This is a genomic window from Rossellomorea sp. ABR4_004 (assembly GCF_056159585.1).
Genome location: NZ_JBSWVM010000003.1, coordinates 585,585 through 607,601 on the forward strand (window position 1 = coordinate 585,585; position 22,017 = coordinate 607,601).

Sequence of the window (22,017 nt, forward strand, 5' to 3'; positions counted from 1 at the left end):
TTTATTGTCTTTCTAGCAAAATCCGCATATCCGGAGGCATCACAGCCTCCAATTGCACCCATTCTTTTTTAACTGGTTGAAAAAAAGACAGATTCTTACAATGGAGTGCCTGCCTTCCTATCAACGCCACACTGCCTCCATATAAATCATCCCCTGCCAGTGGGTGTCCGATAAATGACATGTGAACCCTGATTTGATGTGTTCTCCCAGTTTCCAATCTCAATTCAATATGTACGAAATCGTGGAACCGCTTTTTAACTCTATAGTGTGTCAGGGCATACCGTCCATCCTGCCGCACTTCTCTTTCAATGATACTATCAGGTTTCCGGCCGATAGGCTCTTCGATTGTACCAGTGTCCGAGTCCAGCCGGCCTTCTGCAAAAGCTTCATACGTCCTCTTAATTTCCCGCCCCTTTTGTTGTAAGCTGAATAAATGATGAACGTGGCGGTGTTTTGCTACTAGAACAAGTCCCGATGTATCCTTATCTAATCGAGTAACAATATGTACCGTTGAACAAATACCCACCTTCTCATAATAACCGGCTATGGCATTGGCTAGACTTCCAGTTGGTTCATTTTTTGTCGGAATGGATTTCATACCCCATGGCTTATCTACAACGAGAACATCCTCATCCTCATATAGGATTGACAATGGAATCTCTTCAGCAACTAATGACTCACTCCCTTTTTCTTCAGGGAACTTCAACTCAAGAATATCCCCTTCTACAAGGTGATATCGGACATTTTTTTCTTTTCCATTAACAGTTATTGTCCCTCCATCAAACTTCACAGCAGTCAGAGTACGCTTTGAAACCTGCTGATCGATTAGAAACTCTCTCATCCGTTTTCCGTCATAGGAAGAAGGGATAACCCATTTCAATGTATAGCCTTTCATCGTACACTTCCCAGCCTTAAGTCATTCATCCGCAACAAAGGAATCATGCACCCTCTTCCAGAACGGAAACGGACGAAAGCGGGCAAAACGGATTTTCTCATCAGCGACACGATATTGAATACTCTTCACATCTTTATGAAGAAGAGAAAGATGGTCGATAGTGACCAGGAAATCCGGTCCATTCACCGGCTTTAACATGCATGTATGATGTGCAGGTAAAATCAAAGGTGACCCGATGGTACGAAATACACGATTATTGATCGATGCCATCTCCGCAAATTGAATGGCTGGTAGGGAAGGATGAATGATTGCCCCTCCAAGTGCTTTATTGTAAGCCGTACTACCGGATGGAGTCGATAAGCAGAGTCCATCTCCTCTAAATCGTTCAAAATGCTGGCCTCTGATTTCCACGTCCATGACCAGGGTTCCTTCAACGCTTTTGACCGTCGATTCATTCAACGCTAAATAACGCGTTTCTTTCCCTCCATGCTGATAGCGGATGATCGTTTCTAATAACGGGTATTCGATAATTTGATAAGGTGTCTTTGCGATGGCAATAACGAGTTTCTCGATCTCTTCCGGCACCCAATCGGCATAAAAGCCGAGATGTCCTGTATGTACACCAACAAACGCTGTCTTATCCAAGCGGGATCTGTAGCGGTGAAATGCATAAAGCAGTGTCCCATCTCCTCCAACCGATATGACGATATCCGGTTGGTCATCATCATAGGTTAAATTAAAATCTTGGAGATAAGTCCTCATTTTGTGCATTAATGTGTTGGACTTCGAATCACCTTTTGATGTAATCGCGAACTTCATTCGTGTACCCCCTTCAAGTCACTGCTGATTTGGTTTAGAGCTTTTCCCCCGTTGATCCTTTTCCTTTTTATTTGTAAATATGACTTGGGCTTCCTGGATTTCTTCACGGATCAAGCTCATTTCTTCATCCAGTTTGAATGCTGCTTCAGCAGCGCTTTGAATGCGAAGACGAACTTGCTCGGGAATCTGCCCACTGTACTTATAATTCAAAGAATGCTCTATTGTAGCCCAAAAATTCATCGAAAGTGTCCGGATTTGGATTTCTACCAGAATGTTTTTCTCTCCGTGAATCGTTTGTACCGGATAATCAATGACTATATGATAGGAACGGTACCCGCTTTGTTTCTTATGGGTCACGTAATCTCTTTCTTCTATAATAGTAAAGTCATTCCGCCCACGAAGCTTCTCCACTACCACATGAATATCCTCCACGAATTGACACATCATCCTGAGCCCTGCGATATCTTGCATTTCTGTTTCAATATTAGATAACTTGATCCCTTTTTGATTTGCTTTATCAAGAATACTCGCGATTGGCTTCACTCTTCCAGTCACAAATTCAATGGGAGAATGTGTGTTATGAAGTTCATATTCTCCCCTCATCCCTTTAAGCTTAATCTTCAACTCGTCAACCGCTTGCTTGTAGGGAGCTAAAAATTGTTCCCAGTGATTCATTCTCCTCACCTCTTTACGTCACGTGACTACTTATCAAGAAATACGCTCTCTACCTTTTTAACCATTTCGTCACCATAGTTCCCATTTCCTTCTATATTGGACACAAGATAATCGAGCTCTTCAGTGAACTGATCCAACTCCAAAGAATAATCATGGCTTTTTGCAATGACTGCACTGTTTTCTTGGAGCGCTTTTTTCAATTCATCCCAGATCGACTCTTCCAGGTATAAGTAAATATACTCCTCTTCATTTTCTGCTAAGTATACGAATGCATAGCGATCGGAGTCTGCAATAATTTGACCAGCTGCCGTTGTCCCTTGCAGGAGCTCTGCTTGGTCGGTATGTAAGAATAATGTACCGTTTTCATATGTTGTGTGTTTAAATTGAACTATTTTCCTCATGCTTTTCTTCATCCTCCCATTAAACAATCAGTATCATTTTAACATAAGACAACCATTTCATCTAAATATTGAAGTTCTCTTTTATTACAGAGATAATAGAAGAAGTATGCAAGGAAAGGATGCTTGTTATGGCACAGGAAATTGAAATAGAATTCAAGAATTTAGTAACAGAAGGTGAATTTACGCGATTAACCTCACATTTTCATATAAAAGATGAGGATTTCTCATCTCAAGACAATCACTATTTTGATACTTCGGACTTTCAATTAAAGAGTAAACAATCAGCCTTAAGAATCCGAGAGAGGAACGGGACTTATACGCTGACCTTAAAAACCCCTTTAGAAGAGAATCTACTAGAAACGAACCAAAGGCTAACAAAGGAAGAGTCTGAATCGCTTTTACATCAAGGGGCATTCCCTGAAGGAGAAGTCAAAAATGTTCTGAATTCCCTTCAAATCTCCACTGGGTCCCTTCTTTATTTCGGAACGCTGACGACAAGCCGGGCTGAAATTGACTATAAAGACGGGCTACTGGTCTTCGATAAGAGTTCATATTTACAAAAGATAGACTATGAGCTGGAATATGAAGTGAAAGAGCGCAAATCAGGTGAAGCTATATTCCTGAACTTACTGGAGGAACTAAACATCCCACTTCGGGAAACAGATAATAAAATCAAACGCTTTTACCTGGAAAAGTTAAAAAAGGATTGACGTTTTCCGATATAGTATATGAATAAAGTCTTCCAGAAGAGGAGTTATACTCATGAATGTTCAGCAGTTGAGAACGATGATGGAGTTGCAAGCTCTAAACAGCTTGGGTTCAGTATCTTCTTTTCAGCAAAACACTGGTGTGTCAAGTGATCTATTTCAACAACTATTAAATCAGGCACTTCACACTAACCAGAACCATTTAAATATGAACCAAACATTAGGGGCCGTTAAAGAGGCATTGGAAACCAAAACATCATTTTCTCTTTCACCACCTCCTCCTGTACTTTCCGCTTTGAACAAACCGAATCGGAATGCTCCCGGGGAGATTGATGAAATCATCTCCAGAGCGGCCGATCACTATGGTATTCCTACAAAACTGATTCAAGCGGTCATTAAGCAGGAGTCCAACTTCAACCCTAATGCAATCAGCCATGCAGGGGCATCCGGTTTAATGCAGCTCATGCCGAGTACTGCAAGGGGACTTGGCGTAAACAACATCTTTGACCCGGAAGAAAACGTATTCGCCGGAACGAAATACTTAAAGCAGATGCTCGATAAGTACAATGGGGACATTAAACTGGCTCTCGCAGCCTATAACGCAGGTCCCGGAAATGTTGATAAATACAACGGCATACCACCGTTTAAAGAAACCACTGCTTATGTAAAAAAAGTGACCGACCGCTATTTTGCATGACTTCTTAAGCAGGCTGACCTCTTCTCCCTGGTCAGCCTTTTCTTATGTATTTTCCTTGCTAATAAGACTGACTGAAGAAACTATAGTCTGATAGACCCACCTCCTCTTAATCCTATCCACACCAACCACCACAAGGTTCCTGAAATCGGGATAGACATCAGAAAAAAGGCAACACTAATTTAGAATAATAAGTTGATGTAAGGCGATTTGTTTGAGATATAAATAAATGCTTGCTAGAATAAACATACAATCTAAGTAAAAAGGAGTCATTCTTATGGTCGAGAAACCACAAATGCCTTATAATCTTATCGGCGAAAAGAAACTCTCCATGCTCGTTGAAGCTTTTTATAATAAAGTAGCGAATCATCCCGAGTTGGCACCAATATTCCCTGATGATTTAACCGAGACAGCTCGCAAACAAAAACAATTTCTAACTCAATATTTAGGTGGTCCTGCGCTTTACACAGAGGAGCATGGTCACCCCATGCTGCGCGCAAGGCATTTGCCGTTTCCCATCACGGAAGAAAGGGCAAAGGCTTGGTTAAGCTGTATGCATGAGGCTATGGATGAAGTCAATCTAGAGGGTCCAGTAAGAGATGACTTTTTTCACAGACTTGTATTAACCGCCCACCATATGGTGAATACAGAATCTCCAAAGGGTAATGGCATTGACTAGAACAAATAGCTGGCATCACCTTAAAGGGTGTGGACATGATAAGAAACCTCTGGAAATATATATGTTTGTTGACCCTCTTTGCCCTGAATGCTGGGCTCTTGAACCAATCTTAAAGAAATTGCACATTGAATACGGACAATACTTTCGTATTCGTTACATTTTGAGCGGCCAGCTTGCGTCTTTAAACATAGCGACTAAACGTAAGCAGGAAGACTTAGCCCAGCAATGGGATAAAACAGCCAGCCGTTCGGGAATGTCATGCGACGGAAGCTTATGGATAGATAATCCAATTGATTCACCTTATCTTGCTTCTTTCGCCATTAAAGCTGCCGAGCTTCAAGGAAAACATTCAGGTATCCGGTTTCTAAGGTTTTTACAGGAAAGATTATTCTTACAGAAACAGGACATTTCTGATATCGAGGTACTTATGGAATGTGCTCAAGCAGCCAAGCTTGATCTGAGCGAATTTATGAACGATATCAATTCATCATCTGCGTCCAAAGCATTTCAGTGTGATGTAAAGATCACATCTGAAATGGAAGTAGACGAAATTCCTACATTGGTCTTTTTTAACGAAAATATTGAAGATGAAGGCTTAAAGATCACGGGATTGTATTCCTACGAGGTGTATGTTCATATTATTGAAGAAATGCTTGGAGAGAAACCTGATAAACAACCATTGCCTCCACTGGAAGTATTCATGAAATATTATCGTGTAGTGGCATCGAAGGAAATAGCCGTTGTCTATGATTTATCCATTGAAGAAGTAGAAAAGCAAATGAAGAAATGGACACTTCAGCAAAAAGTAAAGAGGCTTCCTGCAAAGCACGGAACTTTTTGGAAATATATAAGCGATTAATTATTCCGATATATTAAAATAAGCCTATAAACAAGAAAAGCCGATGTTGTTTCCAACATCGGTTTTTCAATACGAACAAAGGGGATGGGAGAAATTTTTCACGGTCAAACAAAGGGGTATATGTTTGCTTGTGATCAACTTCACACTGATAATATATCACGCATCCACTTGTATTGGCAAGTTGTTTGTATGGTATTTCACAATATTGTCAAAAACCATTCATGTTCCCCTCCCCTCCTTCATATACATGTGATAAGACAACTTATCACCGGAGGGAAATGATATGGCATTAAAAATAAAATACGGAATCCTCCTGCTGTTAATCCTGATCAGCTTCTTCATAAACATTCTCGGACTCATGCGCCTTGTTCCAATCTATATTACATCCCCGATCCTCTTTCTCTCACTCCTGCTCTTCTTCCACTCCCTCGGAAACCGCAACCGCTTCAAAGGATTCAAATCGATGAAATGAGGGACGGACCTTCTTTCGAAAACTTCCCCCAAAAAAACCCCTTAGAATTTTTTCCACTCTAAGGGGAGTTTATTTTTACTCCAGTACGTACCTGATCTCTCATTACTGTAATTTTTCAAGCAGTTCTTCCATTTCATTCAACTTTTCTTCAAAGACTTTGCATGCATCTTCCACCGGCTTGGAGGTTGTCACATCCACTCCTGCTTTTTTCAATACTTCAATCGGATAATCAGAGCTCCCCGCTTTCAGGAAATCGATGTAGCGTTCTACGGCCGGTTCTCCTTCTTCAAGGATTTGCTGACTGAGAGCGGTCGCAGCCGAGAAGCCGGTTGCATATTGATAAACATAGTAATTGTAGTAGAAGTGAGGAATTCGAGCCCATTCCAATCCAATCTCTTCATCAATCGAGATGTCTTCTCCAAAATACTTCTTATTCAATTCATAATACTCTTTCGTTAAAAATTCAGAAGTAAGGGCTTCTCCCTCTTGAGCTTTTTTATGAATGAGATGTTCAAATTCTGCAAACATGGTTTGACGGAAAACGGTTCCTCTGAATCCTTCCAGGTAATGATTTAATAGGTACAGACGCTTTTTCTCGTCATCAATAGTGTTTAACAGATAGTCATTCAAGAGAGCTTCATTACATGTAGAAGCCACCTCGGCAACAAAGATGGAGTAATGTCCGTACGTGTACGGCTGTGCACTGCGCGTATAATAACTGTGAACACTATGTCCGAATTCATGAGCCAGTGTGAATAGATTGTTCACATTATCCTGCCAGTTCATGAGGATATAAGGGTTGGTGCCGTATGCTCCCGAAGAGTATGCACCACTTCTTTTTCCTTTGTTCTCGACAACATCCACCCAACGGTTATCAAAGCCTTCTTTCAGGACATTGGCATATTCTTCGCCTAAAGGCTTTAAGCCATCCAGGATCATGTTCTGTGCTTCATCATAGCTGATGTCCATCTTGACTTCCTTCACTAACGGTGTATATAAGTCATACATATGAACTTCATCCAAGCCTAATACTTTCTTACGAAGCTTTACATAACGCTGCAGCAAATGAAGGTTCTTATTGACCGTATCAACCAGGTTATCATACACCTGTTCAGGAATATTGTTATTTGATAATGCCGCATGTCTTGCCGAATCGTAATGTCTTACGTTTGCGACGAAGTTATCTTTCTTCACCGCTCCACTTAATGTAGATGCAAACGTATTTTCGAATTTGCCGTATGTTTCATACACTTTTTTAAACGCTTCTTCCCGTACCCGTCGATCACTGCTCTCCAGGAAACGAATGAAACGGCCATGTGTGATGTCCACTTCTTCCCCGTTTTCATCTTTAATGCTCGGAAACTCCAAGTCTGCATTGTTCAGCATACCAAACGTGTTACTAGCTGCACTGAACACTTCGGAAGCTTGAGCAAGTAATGCTTCTTCCTCTGCTGAAAGAACATGTGGACGCTGGAGATTTATTTCTTCTAAAGCGTGCTTGTATTTCTTCAGCTCTTCCTTTTCGTCAAGGAATCCTTGAAGCTTACTTTCCTCAATCGAAAGCACTTCAGGTACTAAGTAGGCAAATTTACTCCCTAACTGTGTATAAAGACTTTTGGCACGATCATCGAGTCCTTGATAGTATGAATTGGTTGTGTCCTGGTCATAGCGCATATGAGAATATGTATAAACCCTACCCATACGTTCCATCATTTCATCCTGAAAGGCAAATGCTTTATAAAGCTGATCTGCACTTTCTCCTAAAGTTCCTTTAAACTCGTCTGCTTTACCTGTTAACTCTTTAATTTCTTTGTACTCTTTTTCCCACGCTTCATCACTTTCAAAAATATCTTCCAATCTCCACGTTAACTTCTCCTCTACCTCTTTCCTGCCAGGCAGACTTTTCGTAGCTGTATCTTTAGACATATACATCCTCCATTCTGAAATCTACAGAAAATTCCTTATAGTTACATTCTCTCTTATCTAAGATTTTCCTGCAACAAAACAATCTTTGTTAGACCTTTTTTAATATATGCTTCCATTTAGAAAAAAAATCATGCTGATGCTTTTCGAAGCCCGAGAAATTGTCTGGACAATTCCACGACTCAGAGAGCTGATATTGCCCACCATGATTCCTTCTGACTACCTGCATATCCTTCAAAAGAGACAAATAACTCTTTACTATTTCCATTAGCAGCTGGTCCCTACATACAAAAGGAAGCGTACGGAATTCTAAATATCCTCTATCCATCCTCCTTTTTATCACCTTCACTACTTTTTCCTCTGAAAAAAATGTATCCTTCTTCATACAATCCTTCCACATATAGTATTGCCACTCGATCGCATGATTCTTAAAATGGATTCCATGAGGGAATACCGGCATCCCAACAAATAAAGGTAAATATAAAAATGTATCCCCTTCTCTATATACTTCCCGTAAAAACAAATCGCTTTTCGGTTTATTGTAATGAAGTTTGTTATATATCCACTTCATACGGAATTGATTCCAGTTTTTTAATAAATATGGGTGATTGACTGTAAAATGAGGGATGGACAAAGGAAGTGTGAAGCGCTCGATAGGGATCCTGACAGGAGCTGCACTAATAAAAGTTGAGACTGAAACAGGTATGAGATGAGTAAATAATGTAAAGCTTCTATCTTCGGGTGAAAAATGTAGAAGAAAATAATGTAATTGGGGTGAATACCGGAAAAATGCTTGCTGAAATGACGGTAATTGCAGTAATCCATTTTGCCTTACTGTAACAGGTTGGGTAAGCATCCAGAATGGAGTGATGTTTTGACTTTGATATCCTCCTGTTCTGGAAAGGATGTCGGGGATCGGAATAGAAGAGCATTGAATCTCAATGGCAATTTTTTTCGTTTTCGATTTTACATAAACATCAGCGATTTGCTGAAGCTCTTTTACATAATATTCAACCTTCACCTCGGTAAAATGCTCTCTTAACCTTTCATATAGCAGTTGCTTACTAAGCAAATGTCGAGGTGACTCATGCTGCTTTCCTATCTCACAAAGGAACTGTGAATGATGAGCAAAATGTGGGACGTTTTGGCTTCCGATGCGAAGGTTCAATTCGGATGAACAATGAGGACAGAGGAATATATTACGCTTACTTCGCAGATTCTTTAATTCCTCTCTTGAGTAATGAATGGTTGAAAACACTTTTTCTCCTAATATAGCTGTTAACATAGAACACCTCCTCCAATCATTATTCGCCAAAAAACGTGAAAATCCTTCAAAAAAAACCCCCAAGCAAACAATCACTTGAAGGCTTCTTCTTATAATAGAGGTGACATTAAGCGTGACGTGGATTCCAATAATCGGTAGCCAAGATGTCTCTTTTGAAACTCTTCCAGCTGCAGTTCTTCTGCATCCTCTAAGTCATGTAAATATTCCTTCACAAGAGAGTCGGTACTTTCTGTTTTATATAAAAATGCATTGACTTCAAAGTTTAAATGAAAACTTCTCATATCCATATTAGATGTCCCGATCGACGCCATTTCTTCATCGACTATGACGATCTTACTATGCATAAAGCCCTTTTGATATTCAAAGATTCGGGCTCCTGCTTCGAGAAGATCTGGGAAATAAGATCGTGAAGCGTGAAATACAATTCGTTTATCAGGCTTATGGGGAACCAATAGCCTTACATCCACACCACTCAATGCAGCAATTTTAAGTGCTGAAAAAATATCTTCATCCGGTATGAAATATGGAGATGCAACCCATACGCTTTTTCTTGCAGAAGTGATCATCGAGAAGAAAATATTCTTCAAAACGCTCAACTCATTATCAGGTCCTCCTGCAATCATTTGAACTCCCCCATCGTTTGCATTCTCCAATGGATCAGGGCTTAAATACCCTGGAGTCAAGAAATCGTCATTCGTCATATAATACCAATCTTGAAGAAAGATGAGCTGCAACGTCCGAACTGCTTCCCCCCTTACAAATAGGTGGGTATCCCTCCAGAAACCAAAATGTGGATTTTTCCCTAAGTATTCATCGCCAATATTAAGTCCCCCAACAAATCCTATACTTCCATCAATGACGATGATCTTGCGATGATTTCTGAAGTTAAACTTATTATTGAGAACAGGGATTTTGACTGGACCAAACGGAACCACTTCAATCCCTGCACCTTTTAATTCAGCAATATAATCCTTAGATAATTGCCATGCCCCAACCGCGTCATAAAGAAAGCGAATTTTCACACCATTATTGGCTCGTTCAATAAGGATATCTTTAATCTGATTTCCAATATCATCATGACGGACAATATAATATTCCATATGAATATGATGCTTGGCAGTTTTTAACCATCTCAGGATTTCCCCGAATGTCTCGTTCCCATTGGTTAAAAGCTTCGTTTCACTGGAAAAAGAAATGGCACTGTTTCCTATTCGCTGAGCAAGCTGAAAGTGTTTTTCCTGAAACAAACCGAACATTTCAGCGTTCATTTCCTTAGGGCCAGGCTCAAATTTATTGTAGGTTTCCTTGTCCAATATGTATTTCTTCTTATACATTTTCTCTTTCCGGAAGTTTCGACCAAACAATAAATAGAAGATAAAGCCAAGGAATGGAAAAGCACCTAACACAACTAACCATGTTAGAGTTTGAGTAGGATGACGATTCTCAAAGAAGATAAGAAATCCTATCACAATTACAGAGAAAGTAAAAACAAGACTAATATACTTAACCATACCTGAAAGATACTGATCAAAATAAAAAAAATAACTTAACACGAGAACAGCAATAAATAAGAGGACTCTCACTGTATTTTTCATACCTTTAACACCTTCCACTGGCTTAATGAGCTAAATAAAAAAATACCGATTTCTAAATGAAACCGGTATGATCCTTAAGAAAAGTGTTCACTTAATGTCCCAAACACATGTTCATTAATGACGACTTTTCCATACTCTTCTAGGCGATGAACAGTCATTCGTGACTCATCCGCATATTCAAGTAGTATACTTAACATATTGTCGATATCTTCTTCCGAGAAGTGCTCTTCTGAAAATTTAACGTAAATAAAATATCTATTTTCCAATGCAAGCAGCTTTGTTTCCAAATGATCTAAAGGCATTTCTTTCATCCGATGGGATAAAGATATCGCATCTTCAAAATCATTGAACTTCAAAGTGAAATCCAGTGCCACTTCTGCTTCTCCATCTTGATCCTGCTTGATTTGGAAATGCTGATCCAGAAGCTCCTCTATCCGTTCATCTACAGGGAGTTCCTTGAGCTTATCCTCTGGGATAGGCAACTCAAATCGCTGACCATCCTTTGACACCTGAGCTCTTGTCACCAGTACTTCAAGCCCTTTATCTAACGCTTGAACTTGAATCCATAGCGGTCCTTCAATTCCAAAATCTTCTTCTTGATGAACTTCATCCATCATTTCCCAGAAGAGTTCTTCACTTCTTTCACGATTATACCAGATCTCCTCGCGGTCAAAGCCGCGATCCTCTATATCTCCGTAAGATATATAGAACTTGACCGTATTTTCATTAATGCGTTCGATTTCCATTTAACACCTCTCCCTTCTTGCATGATGTTGGTGAAGGGACTACACCCTCTGAGCAATTCTGCTCGATTGCTGGTGAAGATAGAAGATACATTTAGGTTAGTTTGTACCTTGTACTTCTATTTTATGATATAAACACTGAAAATGGAATAAAAATAACACCCATTTTTTTCTTCACAAATCCCACTATTTAACGTGTTTTTGACATTTTAGCGAATATTTGCAGAAAATTCAAGTGTTAATACTTATACTAATATAAAAGGGGTTGACCCGAAAGGATACGCAACGTTCCTTAAAGGGTCAGCCCCTTTTTCCTTATATATTCTCAATCATTGATAATATGATGAGAATGTAAGAAAACTTTAGTTTACCATTCTTTGAGCTTCGAGAAGTTGGAACGTACGAACCTTTCTAGGCAGGAATCGTCTGATTTCATCTTCATTGTATCCTACCTGAAGACGTTTCTCATCCAAGATGATTGGACGCCTTAAAAGACCAGGATTTTTCTGAATAAGCTCGAACAATTCTTGAAGTGGTAAAGTTTCTAAATCTACATTAAGCTTTTGGAATGTCTTAGAACGGGTTGAAATGATTTCATCCGTTCCATCCTCAGTCATACGCAGGATTTCCTTTATTTCATCAATGCTTAATGGCTCAGAAAATACGTTACGCTCTGTATATGGAATCTCATGCTCTTCTAACCAAGCTTTTGCCTTACGACAAGATGTACAACTAGGTGAAGTGAATAATGTAACCACGAATCATTCACACTCCCTTAAGGATTTTTTTATAATATAGAGTATTTCATTTTAAACATCGTCCGTTAATTAAAATAAGTTTAAATAAGAAATCTCTATTATGTATTATACATGAATTACTGTCCCTTGAACATAGTTTTAACCAATTTGTCAAATTTCCTATACATAGGTTTAACATACGCTATATGTTCTCTTTCTACTGTTCTCTTTCTACTATGGGTTTACCCGGTTCAAAAAGTGCCTAAACATGATATAGAACATTTTCATTTTTTCATTTAGAAAACCTTATTGCGAATGGACAATAAGGTTGTTTTGGTTTAGAGATTTTTCAGTACATCGCCATCACGGTCTTTATCTTTCTTCAAGACTTCTTCAACCGGCTGGTAAGAGGTACCATAAAACTTCTTATCATTATAAGTGTGGATTAATTCATATGTTTTCTTCATTGAGTTGAAGATCAGATCTTCTGATTCGTTATTTGGAGCCCAATAAAGGATTTCCATTTCATTGATTTCATTTGTAGCGAGAGACCGACGTGCATATCCGATACTGACAGCATGTTCGAATCCTTCACGCTTGTAGAACTTTAAACGCTTTTCAGTGTCAGTGTCATCATAATCAACTGGCTCCACTTCTAGTATAATCGCTTTGTTCTTTTCTTTTAACTTCTCGAGCAGTTTATGACCTAATCCTTGTCCGCGAGCATCCTTTGAGACAAAAAGATAATCGATAAAGATAAAATCATCAAGTTCGGCATACATAAGTACGTGGTACTGCCCTTCATCTTTATGATAGATGTCGCTTCTTTCTTTGAGTAATGACTCAAGGTGTTCTTTTGATTTCATTTCCTCTACCGGGAAATACTGATTTAACTTTTCATACCAATGCATGGATCTACTCCTTTAAAAGAATTTTGGGTGACATTGACTAACGGGATACAATTATTTTTCTCAGAAAAAAAATGTTTATGTTAGATGTTAGTCTCATCCGTGGGATAAAAATACGGAATCACAGGCTTGATATACCTGTAAAGAGGGTAATGTGGTTGAAAGCGGTTAATCTTACCAATACTTTAATGATAACAATGTTTGAGTATTTTTTCAAATCGAAAAGCGCCATTAAGAAAAGACCGGCCTGGAACTTCCCAGGCCGGTCTTCTCGATCAAGGTGTATAATCTACACCTTCTGTATACGTGTTACCCGCATCCCATAAAAGGAATTCTTTAATGCCTTGATCATTCAAAGCTTTAATTTGGGCTTCAACTTCTGCTTTTCCGTAGGCTTTATAGTTTCCACTACCTAACCAGGAAGCAGTGAAATCCTGTAACCATGGTCTTGAAATAGGCGGATTTTCTAATTCTGCTAACTTAGAATTTTCAAGCTTGGCATATTCAGAAACCAATTCATAAGGTTGTAAATCGGGCTTTGCAATTCCAAAGTACGGAGTCCAGTGACTTGGATAAATCATGGATGAAATCACATCGACGTTTTCGGATATCTTTGAGAAGTTCTGTCCAATCCCAGGTGCCTCTGGAAGCGTTGCTGTATACCCGAAAATGTCCACAGAAACCTTGACTCCATATGGCTCAAGTTTTCCATGCGCGTACTCTACAAAGTCTGTAACGGCCTGCACACGCTTTTGTACATTATTTGAGTCTTGCTCCGCATATTCACCACCGTTATATTGTAGTTCATCATCTCGTTTTTCAAAGCCTTCAGGGAATCGGACATAATCAAACTGGATTTCCTGGAATCCCATTTTGGCGGCTTCGATTGCAATTCCCACATTATAATCCCACACTTCTTTCAGGAATGGGTTCACAAAGGATTCGCCTCTGCCATTTTTCCATACCTGATTTCCATCTTTAAAGGAAAGCTCGGGTTTCTCATTCGCCAAAATCGTATCTTTAAATACCACAACTCTTGCGATCGGATAAATCTGTTTTTCTTCAAGTGTCTTTAAGATCGCTTTAGGATCTTTAATATAAGGTTGACCTACTTTAGCGTATGGAGAAGATTCATCGGGTTCGTATGTAACATATCCGTGATCATCTTTAATATCAATAACCATGGCATTCAGATCCGTATCGTCCATTAATTTCGTTAAGCTGTCAAATCTCGCTCCACCAGCAGAGTGACCTGTAACATAAACCCCTCTGACTGCATCAGGATATTCAAATGTAAATCCGGAATCATAGGCAAATCTTGGGGCGGGACTGGATATTTCTTTCTTGCTTAAAGAAAGACTTCTCTTCTCGTGGGCACCCTTCCCTTCTCCTTCAGCACTCGCTTGGAACGGCAATACGCACATTGTGACTAAACATAAGGATGTCGCTACCTTACTCCATTTCAAAATAAACCTCTCCTCTATTAAATAAGCTATCTAGTAAAATATGTAACACCTCATACTATTCTAACAAGGAAATAACTTGAAAGAAAAGGGGTATTACTCCTAATCTGTCGAAATTTCCAAGGAAATTAAATATCTTTATTATATAGTATGATTTTCTTGTAAAAAAAGAATATAACAAGCTATTATGAAGAACCCTTCAATAAAAAAAGCTCCCCTCATTAAAGGGAGCTTTTGTAAGATGTTTAGCTTTTGTACTGAGCTTTATACTGTGCAAACTCTTTCTCTGAGCAATACACGAAATGGCCAGGAGCCACTTCACGCATTTCAAGATTATCATCCTCTGTATAATTGTGAACAGAAGGATTATATTCCTTTCTTCTGCGTGTGCGCTCATACTCTGGATCCGGTAACGGAATCGCTGATAATAGAGATTGCGTATAAGGATGTAACGGATTCTTGTAAAGGGCATCACTTGGCGCCAACTCGACTAACTTACCAAAGTACATAACCCCGATTCGATCACTGATGTATTTTACCATGGAAAGATCATGGGCGATAAATAAGTACGTTAACCCTTTCTCTTTCTGAAGCTCTTGCATAAGATTCACTACCTGTGCCTGAATCGAAACGTCAAGAGCCGAAATCGGCTCATCGGCAATAATGAAGTCTGGATCTACTGCCAAGGCACGGGCAATCCCGATACGCTGTCTTTGACCACCAGAGAATTCATGTGGATAACGACCGGCATGTTCTTTATTCAAACCAACTGTTTCAAGCAGGTCATGAACTCTCTTTATGCGTTCTTCTTTGGAAGAAGCAAGTCCATGAATATCGATGCCTTCAGCAATGATATCCGCAACCTTCATACGAGGATTCAAGCTTGCGTATGGATCCTGGAAGATCATTTGCATCTTACGGTTGAATTTCTTTAATTGCGAACGTGACTTTTTACCATGAACGTCTTCACCATTAAAGAGAACCTGGCCGTCTGTAGCATCATACAAACGAATGATGGTTCGGCCAGTCGTTGATTTACCGCAGCCTGATTCTCCAACCAGACCAAGGGTTTCCCCTTTATAAATATCAAAGCTGATATCATCGACAGCTTTCACCATATTCGGTTTCCCCGGATTAAAGTACTGTTTTAAATTTTTAATTTCCAATAATTTTTCTGCCATTATGAACGAACCCCCTCGACAAGTACCGGCTCTTTATAATTAGAAGGCATTTGTCTATGTCTTAATTTCACGATTTCAGGCGGCTCTACTTTTGGAGCACTAGGGTGCAATAACCAGGACTTCACATAATGAGTATCTGAAACCTGATAATATGGTGGCTCTTGTTCAAAATCCACTTTCAATGCATACTCACTGCGAAGAGCGAAAGCATCCCCTTTAGGTGGATTCAATAAATCCGGCGGAGTCCCAGGAATCGCAACCAGCTCCTGCTCACCTTCTGTTTCTGTTGTCGGCATGGAACCGATCAATCCCCACGTATATGGGTGGCGCGGATCGTAGAAGATTTCATCCACTGTCCCTGTTTCAACAATTTGTCCTCCATACATAACGGCTACACGATCAGCTACGTTCGCAACAACTCCAAGATCGTGAGTGATGAAAATGATGGAAGTTTCAATCTTTGTTTGTAAATCTTTCATCAATTCAAGAATCTGAGCCTGGATCGTAACATCCAATGCTGTCGTCGGCTCATCCGCAATCAGAATTTTCGGATTACAAGCAAGTGCGATTGCGATTACTACACGCTGACGCTGACCACCCGAGAATTGGTGAGGATATTGCTTAAAGCGTGTTTCAGGGCTAGGCAGACCAACAAGTTTAAGTAACTCAATGGCACGTTTTTTCGCGTCATTTTTACTCATATTCTGGTGCTTCACCAGTGGTTCCATGATTTGTTTACCAATTGTCATTGTAGGGTTTAGAGACGTCATCGGATCTTGGAAAATCATAGAGATATCTTTCCCACGGATTTTCTGCATGTCCTTTTCCGGCAATTTCGCTAAATCTTTACCTTCAAATAACATTTCTCCACCCTTGATGAAGCCTGGCGGGTTCGGGATCAATCTCATGATCGCTTTCGTCGTTACTGATTTACCGGAACCGGATTCACCTACGATGGCAAGTGTTTCACCTTTATCTAAATGGAAATCTACACCTCGGACAGCCTGAACTTCTCCTCCATGCGTATTGAAGGAGACGTGTAGATCTTTCACTTCTAAAATTTTTGACATATTCATAATCTCCCTTCCATTACTTACGCATTTTCGGATCTAGTGCATCGCGCAGACCATCGGCCATTAAGTTAAAGCTTAAAATGACTAATGAGATGACAGCTGATGGTACCAGCATCATATGAGGAAATGACTGGATTGATCTGTATCCTTCATTAACCAATGATCCCAGAGATGCTCTTGGTGGAGCAATCCCCAATCCGATAAAGCTTAAGAATGCTTCTGTGTAAATCGCAGCAGGAACTGTGAACATTGTAGTGATGATAACAGGTCCCATTACGTTTGGAAGCAAGTGTTTAAAGATCAAACGGTTGCTTGTTGCTCCTAGAGTACGTGAAGCAAGTACAAATTCCTGGTTCTTTAATTGAAGTACCTGTCCACGGACGATACGGGCCATGCCGGTCCAACCGGTTATAACCATGGCCATGGTTATGGAGAATATACCCGGCTCAAAGATCAGGATAAAGAGAATTACCACAATTAAGTTTGGAATCCCGACAAGAATTTCAATGATACGTTGCATAATATCGTCGACTTTCCCACCGTAATAAGCAGAAATCCCACCATAAGAGATACCGATTATAAAATCGATAATGGCTGCTAATATACCAATGTAAAGAGATACACGAGTACCATTCCAAGTACGGGTCCAAAGGTCACGACCTAAGTCATCAGTACCAAACCAATAGTTTTCTTTAATTTGTCTTGATTCATATACATCAAAGCCATCTGCATCTTTTCCGTCAAATGGTAACCAACTAATCCCTGAAAGCGCTTCAATTTTAGGTGGCAGCTTTGCATGCCGGATATTTTGATCACTAAATTTATATTCATTCATCATTGGACCAAAAAGAGCAAAGAAAATAATGATTGCAGTGATGATAATCCCCGCAATTGCCCCCTTGTTCTTACGTAAACGAATCCAAGAATCCTGCCAGAAATTAAGGCTTGGACGCGAAATTTTTTCTGACTCATCTCCCCTAGCCTTTTGAGGTTGGAAGAGTTCTGGACTAAGTTGATCTAAATTCTTTTTGTTTGCTTCCATTATTTCTTCCCTCCAGCTAAGCGAATACGTGGGTCGATAATTCCATAAAGAATATCCACCAAGAAGATTACACCAATGAATAAAGCACTAAAGAAGAGGGTAATCCCCATAATAACCGTATAATCATTTGTGTTAATAGACAACACGAATTGTTCCCCTAAACCAGGGACAGCAAAAATACGTTCAACAACAAGAGATCCTGTCATTACACCAACAGTCATTGGTCCAAGAATCGTTACAATCGGGATTAAAGCATTTCTAACAGCATGCTTTACAACTGTAGATGTTTGGGAAATCCCTTTTGCCTTTGCAAGTAAAATATAGTCCGAGTTTAATATTTCCAGCATTTCCGTACGCATGAAACGTGCAATGGTTGCTACTACGAATACTGTCAGTGCTAAAGTTGGAAGAATCGTATGTTTGTATTCTCCCCATAATGCAACCGGCAGCCATTCAAGTTTAACCCCAACATAATACTGCAGGAGTCCTGCGAATACGAAGGAAGGAATCGAAATCCCCAGTACAGCAAGGAATGTTGAACCGTAATCCAGCCAAGTGTTGTGTTTGATTGCTGCAATAATTCCAATAAGTAGCCCTAAGAATGTACCTAATACCATAGCTTGGAATCCAAGAAGTGCGGAAGGACCAATACGATCTCCAAGAATTTGTGTTACTGGACGATTGTCATATTGGAAGGACAACCCTAAATCACCTTTTGCCAACCCAACCATATAATTCACATATTGTTCTGGCAGCGGGTCATTCAGACCATATTTATCCAGGATGATTTGTTGTTGTTCCGGAGTCAGCCTTTCTGTGTTTTGTAGTGGAGATCCAGGTAGGAGCTTCATCAGAAAGAAAGTGGCGGTTGCAATGATAAGCAAAGTGATGATCATATAGACGATACGTTGAATTGTATATCTGACCATTCTTTAGCCCCCCTTTTTTATCTTTTTATTTTACACATTTTAATTATATCGATTTTCGACAAATATTCAATATATTTTTACTTTTTTGATAATTTTCGACACTCACTGGAAAAGGAGAGCGTATGCTTACGCATACACTCTCCTCTGAAGGTTTGTTCATTGAGTCATTGATTACTCAATGTAAGCCCATTTATATGATGCATCAGCACCAAATGAGTGACGTAACAGACCTTTAACATATGGACGCTCTAGGAAAGCAGTTCCACGTTGGTACATTGGGCTGATCGCTTGATCTTCGAAAAGAATCTTTTCTGCGTCAACCATTGCTTGCCAGCGAGCTTCCGGATCATCAAGAAGTTCACCTTTAGCTTGTTCAATTAACTTGTCATACTCTGGGTTAGAGTAAGCCATTTGGTTGTGTGCACCATCAGTTACGAACATGTCAACAAATGTCATCGGATCTGGATAGTCAGGACCCCATCCGGCGAATGAAACATCATAATCACCTTTAGATTCTAACTCAAGCTTTTGCTTGAATGGTTGTGCTTTGATTGAAACAGTTAAACCTTCTAAGTTTTGCTCTAATTGTTCTTTTAAGAATTCACCGATCTTCTTAGAGCTGTCAGAGTCATAGTTTAGTAGTTCTAATTCAATAGAATCTTTACCTAACTCTTCTTTCGCTTTAGCCCAATGTTCTGCAGCTTTTTCAGGGTCGAAACCACCAAAATCACCTACAGCTTCACGATACTCAGCACCGTCTGGACCAGAAACGAAATCTTTTGGTACTAAGAAGTACGCAGGAATTGAACCATTGTTAAGAAGAACGTCAACCATACCTTGCTTGTCATAAGCTGCATCAAATGCTTTACGAGCATTTACATTAGCCATAACTTCATTCTTTTGGTTTAAACGAAGGAAGAATACCGCAGTATCAGCCTTTGTTTTGAAGTTTTCATCTGATTTGTATTTATCAACAAATTCAGCTGAAAGACCAGCGATATCCGCTTTTTCTGTTTCGTATAAGTTAACTCCAGTAGCAGTATCTTTAACAATGTTAAAGTTTACTTCTTTTAACTTAACAGTTTCTGCATCCCAGTAACCGTCGTTCTTAGTTAATTTGAAGCTTTGCTCATGCTTCCACTCAGAAAGTGTGAATGGACCATTGTAAACTGCAGTGTCAGCTTCAAGACCGAATTTATCGCCTTTTTCTTCAACAAACTTTTGATTTTGAGGATAGAAAGTTGCGAAAGAAAGTAAAGCTTTGAAGTAAGGTACAGCTGTTTCAAGCTGAACTTCTAATGTTTTTTCATCAACCGCTTTAACACCTAATTCTTCAACTGGAACTTCACCAGCATTTACTTTTGCAGCGTTTTTGATATCGTACATGATATACGCATACTCTGCACCAGTGTCAGGGTTTAAAGCTTTTTGCCAAGCGTAAACGAAGTCATTTGCAGTAACTGCATCTCCGTTTGACCATTTTGCATCACGGATTTTGAACGTGTATGTTTTACCATCTTCACTGATTTGTGGTTCTTCAGCAGCCATACCAAGTACAGCCTCATCATTTTCCCCTAAACGGTAAAGACCTTCAAATACGTTGTTCATGACTTTGAATGAAACAGAGTCAGTTGCTAGAGTAGAGTCCATTGATGGGATCTCAGAACTCTCAAGTAAGTTAAGTACCTGTTCTTTCTTTTCAGCAGACTCGCCGCCTTCGCCAGATGCTCCTTCATTGCCCTCAGTTTTCTTGTCGCCGCCACAAGCAGCTAAGAAAGTACTTAGAGCCAGAAGAAGAACTAGCAAGAATGAAAACTTTTTCTTCATCTTGAAATTGACCTCCTCGTAAATCTCATATTTATTTATCTTCTAATTTTCAGAAGATTTGTTACTTATTATACATGATAGAGAAATTATTGCAATATGAATTTAACAGTTTTTTTGCAAAATTATCAGATTAATAGGTATATAGATGCCAAAACGTTGGTATCAAAGGGTTTATGTTTAACGTTTTAGAGAGATTGTCCCATTACAATTGTTACAAATGTAAATTCTCCAAGTTTTAAAGACATTGTATTATTGGTGCCCGGAATCCATTGAGAGGGTTATTTCTGTTATAAATATTAATATACAAGACTAAATATAAAAAATAGAATACATACTTTATTCAATTCATCATTTAATACTATTGCTGACGTTCAAGTGTGTACACTTTACACGGATTTATGTACTCCCTGCTCATACAACTCATGAGTGATTGAATATATATGAATGATTGAATTCCCTTAAGTGCTTCATGTATACTTTTGATAAAAACATTTTAAGGAGTACTATGAAACGATTAAATTTTTTCTACTTACTTACACTGCTGTTTTTCATCATCGCCATCGTCACTGCTATATTTCAGGGAAAAAACCTGCTTCTCTCTATTATAGATAGCTTGTTTATTATCGGAATAACGTATGTTGCCGCAGGCTCCCTCTTGTATATATTTGAAAAAGGATTCTTTAACGGCATCGTGTATGCTCTTAAGAGATTCCGGAACAGCACGAAACAAGGAAAGTACATTTCCCAATTTGACGAGCTAGACGAGACTAAGGAAGCCCATGAAGAATACGGAATGAAGAGATCTTTTTCCATTACCAGGGCCGTTCTAGTAGTCGGCTCCATCACCCTGCTTTTTTCTATTGCTTTGTCCTATCTGTTGTACACTTGAATTACACTTTTATTTTTCATATAATAAGATTAGAAATTAGAGAATAGTAAGCGTTGAGGAAGAGTAGTACTTTTCTATTTGATTTATAGAGAGCTTGTGGCTGGTGAAAACAAGTAATCATTGGAAAGGGAATGGACTTCTGAGCTTTATTTGTGAATTGGAGTAGCATATAACGAATTTACCTCACGTTAAAGGGGTTCCATGCTCGTCATGGACTAAGC

Annotated in this window: 22 protein-coding genes and 1 other annotated feature (1 of these 23 cut by a window edge); of the genes, 6 read left to right on the top strand and 16 right to left on the bottom strand. The window is 39.3% G+C overall.

Annotated elements, in window-relative coordinates; all coding sequences use genetic code 11:
- Position 1: 1 nt before the first annotated feature.
- Genes ACXAF2_RS19945 through ACXAF2_RS19960 form a run of 4 tightly spaced genes read right to left on the bottom strand, consistent with a single transcriptional unit; the run spans position 2 to position 2,790 of the window.
- A complete protein-coding gene (locus ACXAF2_RS19945; protein WP_475141225.1) occupies positions 2 to 895 on the bottom strand; it encodes an RluA family pseudouridine synthase in 894 nt (297 codons plus the stop codon).
- A 21-nt stretch (positions 896 to 916) separates the two neighbouring features.
- Positions 917 to 1,714 (bottom strand): NAD kinase, encoded by a 798-nt coding sequence (locus ACXAF2_RS19950; protein WP_034763479.1) that lies wholly within the window; start codon positions 1,712 to 1,714, stop codon positions 917 to 919.
- Between the two features lie 18 nt (positions 1,715 to 1,732).
- On the bottom strand, positions 1,733 to 2,389 hold the full coding sequence (gene yjbM, locus ACXAF2_RS19955) for a GTP diphosphokinase (RefSeq protein ID WP_475141227.1): 657 nt from the start codon (positions 2,387 to 2,389) through the stop codon (positions 1,733 to 1,735).
- A 26-nt stretch (positions 2,390 to 2,415) separates the two neighbouring features.
- On the bottom strand, positions 2,416 to 2,790 hold the full coding sequence (locus ACXAF2_RS19960) for a UPF0738 family protein (RefSeq protein WP_475141229.1): 375 nt from the start codon (positions 2,788 to 2,790) through the stop codon (positions 2,416 to 2,418).
- A gap of 128 nt (positions 2,791 to 2,918) precedes the next feature.
- Here ACXAF2_RS19960 and ACXAF2_RS19965 point away from each other — a divergent pair, with 128 nt between their 5' ends.
- From ACXAF2_RS19965 to ACXAF2_RS19985, 5 genes are all read left to right on the top strand, one after another.
- Positions 2,919 to 3,500, top strand: coding sequence for a CYTH domain-containing protein (locus tag ACXAF2_RS19965; protein WP_475141231.1), 582 nt, complete (start codon positions 2,919 to 2,921; stop codon positions 3,498 to 3,500).
- Positions 3,501 to 3,552: 52 nt separating this feature from the next.
- Positions 3,553 to 4,194 (top strand): lytic transglycosylase domain-containing protein, encoded by a 642-nt coding sequence (locus ACXAF2_RS19970; protein ID WP_475141233.1) that lies wholly within the window; start codon positions 3,553 to 3,555, stop codon positions 4,192 to 4,194.
- Between the two features lie 274 nt (positions 4,195 to 4,468).
- Entirely contained in the window at positions 4,469 to 4,870 is a 402-nt protein-coding gene (locus ACXAF2_RS19975; protein ID WP_475141235.1) for a globin domain-containing protein, read from the top strand.
- Positions 4,857 to 5,729: a ClpXP adapter SpxH family protein gene (locus ACXAF2_RS19980; RefSeq protein WP_475141237.1), complete on the top strand. Its 873-nt coding sequence runs from the start codon at positions 4,857 to 4,859 to the stop codon at positions 5,727 to 5,729. Before ACXAF2_RS19975 ends, ACXAF2_RS19980 begins: the two co-directional genes overlap by 14 nt.
- Positions 5,730 to 6,012: 283 nt before the next feature.
- A complete protein-coding gene (locus tag ACXAF2_RS19985; RefSeq protein ID WP_324747834.1) occupies positions 6,013 to 6,201 on the top strand; it encodes a hypothetical protein in 189 nt (62 codons plus the stop codon).
- A gap of 102 nt (positions 6,202 to 6,303) precedes the next feature.
- Here the strand turns inward: ACXAF2_RS19985 and pepF are convergent, their stop codons facing one another.
- From pepF to ACXAF2_RS20045, 12 genes are all read right to left on the bottom strand, one after another.
- Positions 6,304 to 8,127 carry an oligoendopeptidase F gene (gene pepF, locus ACXAF2_RS19990; RefSeq protein ID WP_475141239.1) on the bottom strand — a complete coding sequence of 608 codons (1,824 nt, stop codon included), beginning with the start codon at positions 8,125 to 8,127 and terminating at the stop codon, positions 6,304 to 6,306.
- Positions 8,128 to 8,215: 88 nt separating this feature from the next.
- Positions 8,216 to 9,409 carry a competence protein CoiA gene (locus ACXAF2_RS19995; RefSeq protein WP_475141241.1) on the bottom strand — a complete coding sequence of 398 codons (1,194 nt, stop codon included), beginning with the start codon at positions 9,407 to 9,409 and terminating at the stop codon, positions 8,216 to 8,218.
- An 89-nt stretch (positions 9,410 to 9,498) separates the two neighbouring features.
- The gene (cls, locus tag ACXAF2_RS20000; protein ID WP_475141243.1) at positions 9,499 to 11,004 is read right to left on the bottom strand and encodes a cardiolipin synthase; all 1,506 of its coding nucleotides are present in this window, start codon (positions 11,002 to 11,004) and stop codon (positions 9,499 to 9,501) included.
- Between the two features lie 74 nt (positions 11,005 to 11,078).
- On the bottom strand, positions 11,079 to 11,750 hold the full coding sequence (gene mecA, locus ACXAF2_RS20005) for an adaptor protein MecA (protein WP_475141245.1): 672 nt from the start codon (positions 11,748 to 11,750) through the stop codon (positions 11,079 to 11,081).
- A 359-nt stretch (positions 11,751 to 12,109) separates the two neighbouring features.
- Entirely contained in the window at positions 12,110 to 12,505 is a 396-nt protein-coding gene (gene spxA / locus ACXAF2_RS20010) for a transcriptional regulator SpxA (protein ID WP_032089161.1), read from the bottom strand.
- Positions 12,506 to 12,822: 317 nt separating this feature from the next.
- Entirely contained in the window at positions 12,823 to 13,395 is a 573-nt protein-coding gene (locus tag ACXAF2_RS20015; protein WP_475141247.1) for a GNAT family N-acetyltransferase, read from the bottom strand.
- A 272-nt stretch (positions 13,396 to 13,667) separates the two neighbouring features.
- Positions 13,668 to 14,816: a putative glycoside hydrolase gene (locus ACXAF2_RS20020; protein WP_475141307.1), complete on the bottom strand. Its 1,149-nt coding sequence runs from the start codon at positions 14,814 to 14,816 to the stop codon at positions 13,668 to 13,670.
- Positions 14,817 to 15,100: 284 nt separating this feature from the next.
- Positions 15,101 to 16,036 (bottom strand): ABC transporter ATP-binding protein, encoded by a 936-nt coding sequence (locus ACXAF2_RS20025; protein WP_149155199.1) that lies wholly within the window; start codon positions 16,034 to 16,036, stop codon positions 15,101 to 15,103.
- On the bottom strand, positions 16,036 to 17,106 hold the full coding sequence (locus ACXAF2_RS20030; protein WP_113969955.1) for an ABC transporter ATP-binding protein: 1,071 nt from the start codon (positions 17,104 to 17,106) through the stop codon (positions 16,036 to 16,038). Before ACXAF2_RS20030 ends, ACXAF2_RS20025 begins: the two co-directional genes overlap by 1 nt.
- A gap of 19 nt (positions 17,107 to 17,125) precedes the next feature.
- The gene (gene opp3C / locus ACXAF2_RS20035) at positions 17,126 to 18,151 is read right to left on the bottom strand and encodes an oligopeptide ABC transporter permease (RefSeq protein ID WP_475141249.1); all 1,026 of its coding nucleotides are present in this window, start codon (positions 18,149 to 18,151) and stop codon (positions 17,126 to 17,128) included.
- A complete protein-coding gene (opp3b, locus tag ACXAF2_RS20040) occupies positions 18,151 to 19,080 on the bottom strand; it encodes an oligopeptide ABC transporter permease (RefSeq protein ID WP_475141251.1) in 930 nt (309 codons plus the stop codon). The genes opp3C and opp3b overlap by 1 nt, the downstream gene beginning before the upstream one ends.
- Before the next feature lie 171 nt (positions 19,081 to 19,251).
- Positions 19,252 to 20,907: a peptide ABC transporter substrate-binding protein gene (locus tag ACXAF2_RS20045; protein ID WP_475141253.1), complete on the bottom strand. Its 1,656-nt coding sequence runs from the start codon at positions 20,905 to 20,907 to the stop codon at positions 19,252 to 19,254.
- Between the two features lie 505 nt (positions 20,908 to 21,412).
- On the opposite strand from ACXAF2_RS20045, the gene ACXAF2_RS20050 reads away from it, so the two are divergent.
- The gene (locus tag ACXAF2_RS20050) at positions 21,413 to 21,796 is read left to right on the top strand and encodes a DUF3899 domain-containing protein (protein ID WP_475141255.1); all 384 of its coding nucleotides are present in this window, start codon (positions 21,413 to 21,415) and stop codon (positions 21,794 to 21,796) included.
- A gap of 44 nt (positions 21,797 to 21,840) precedes the next feature.
- Positions 21,841 to 22,017: a binding site (T-box leader), on the top strand (it continues 56 nt past the right edge of the window).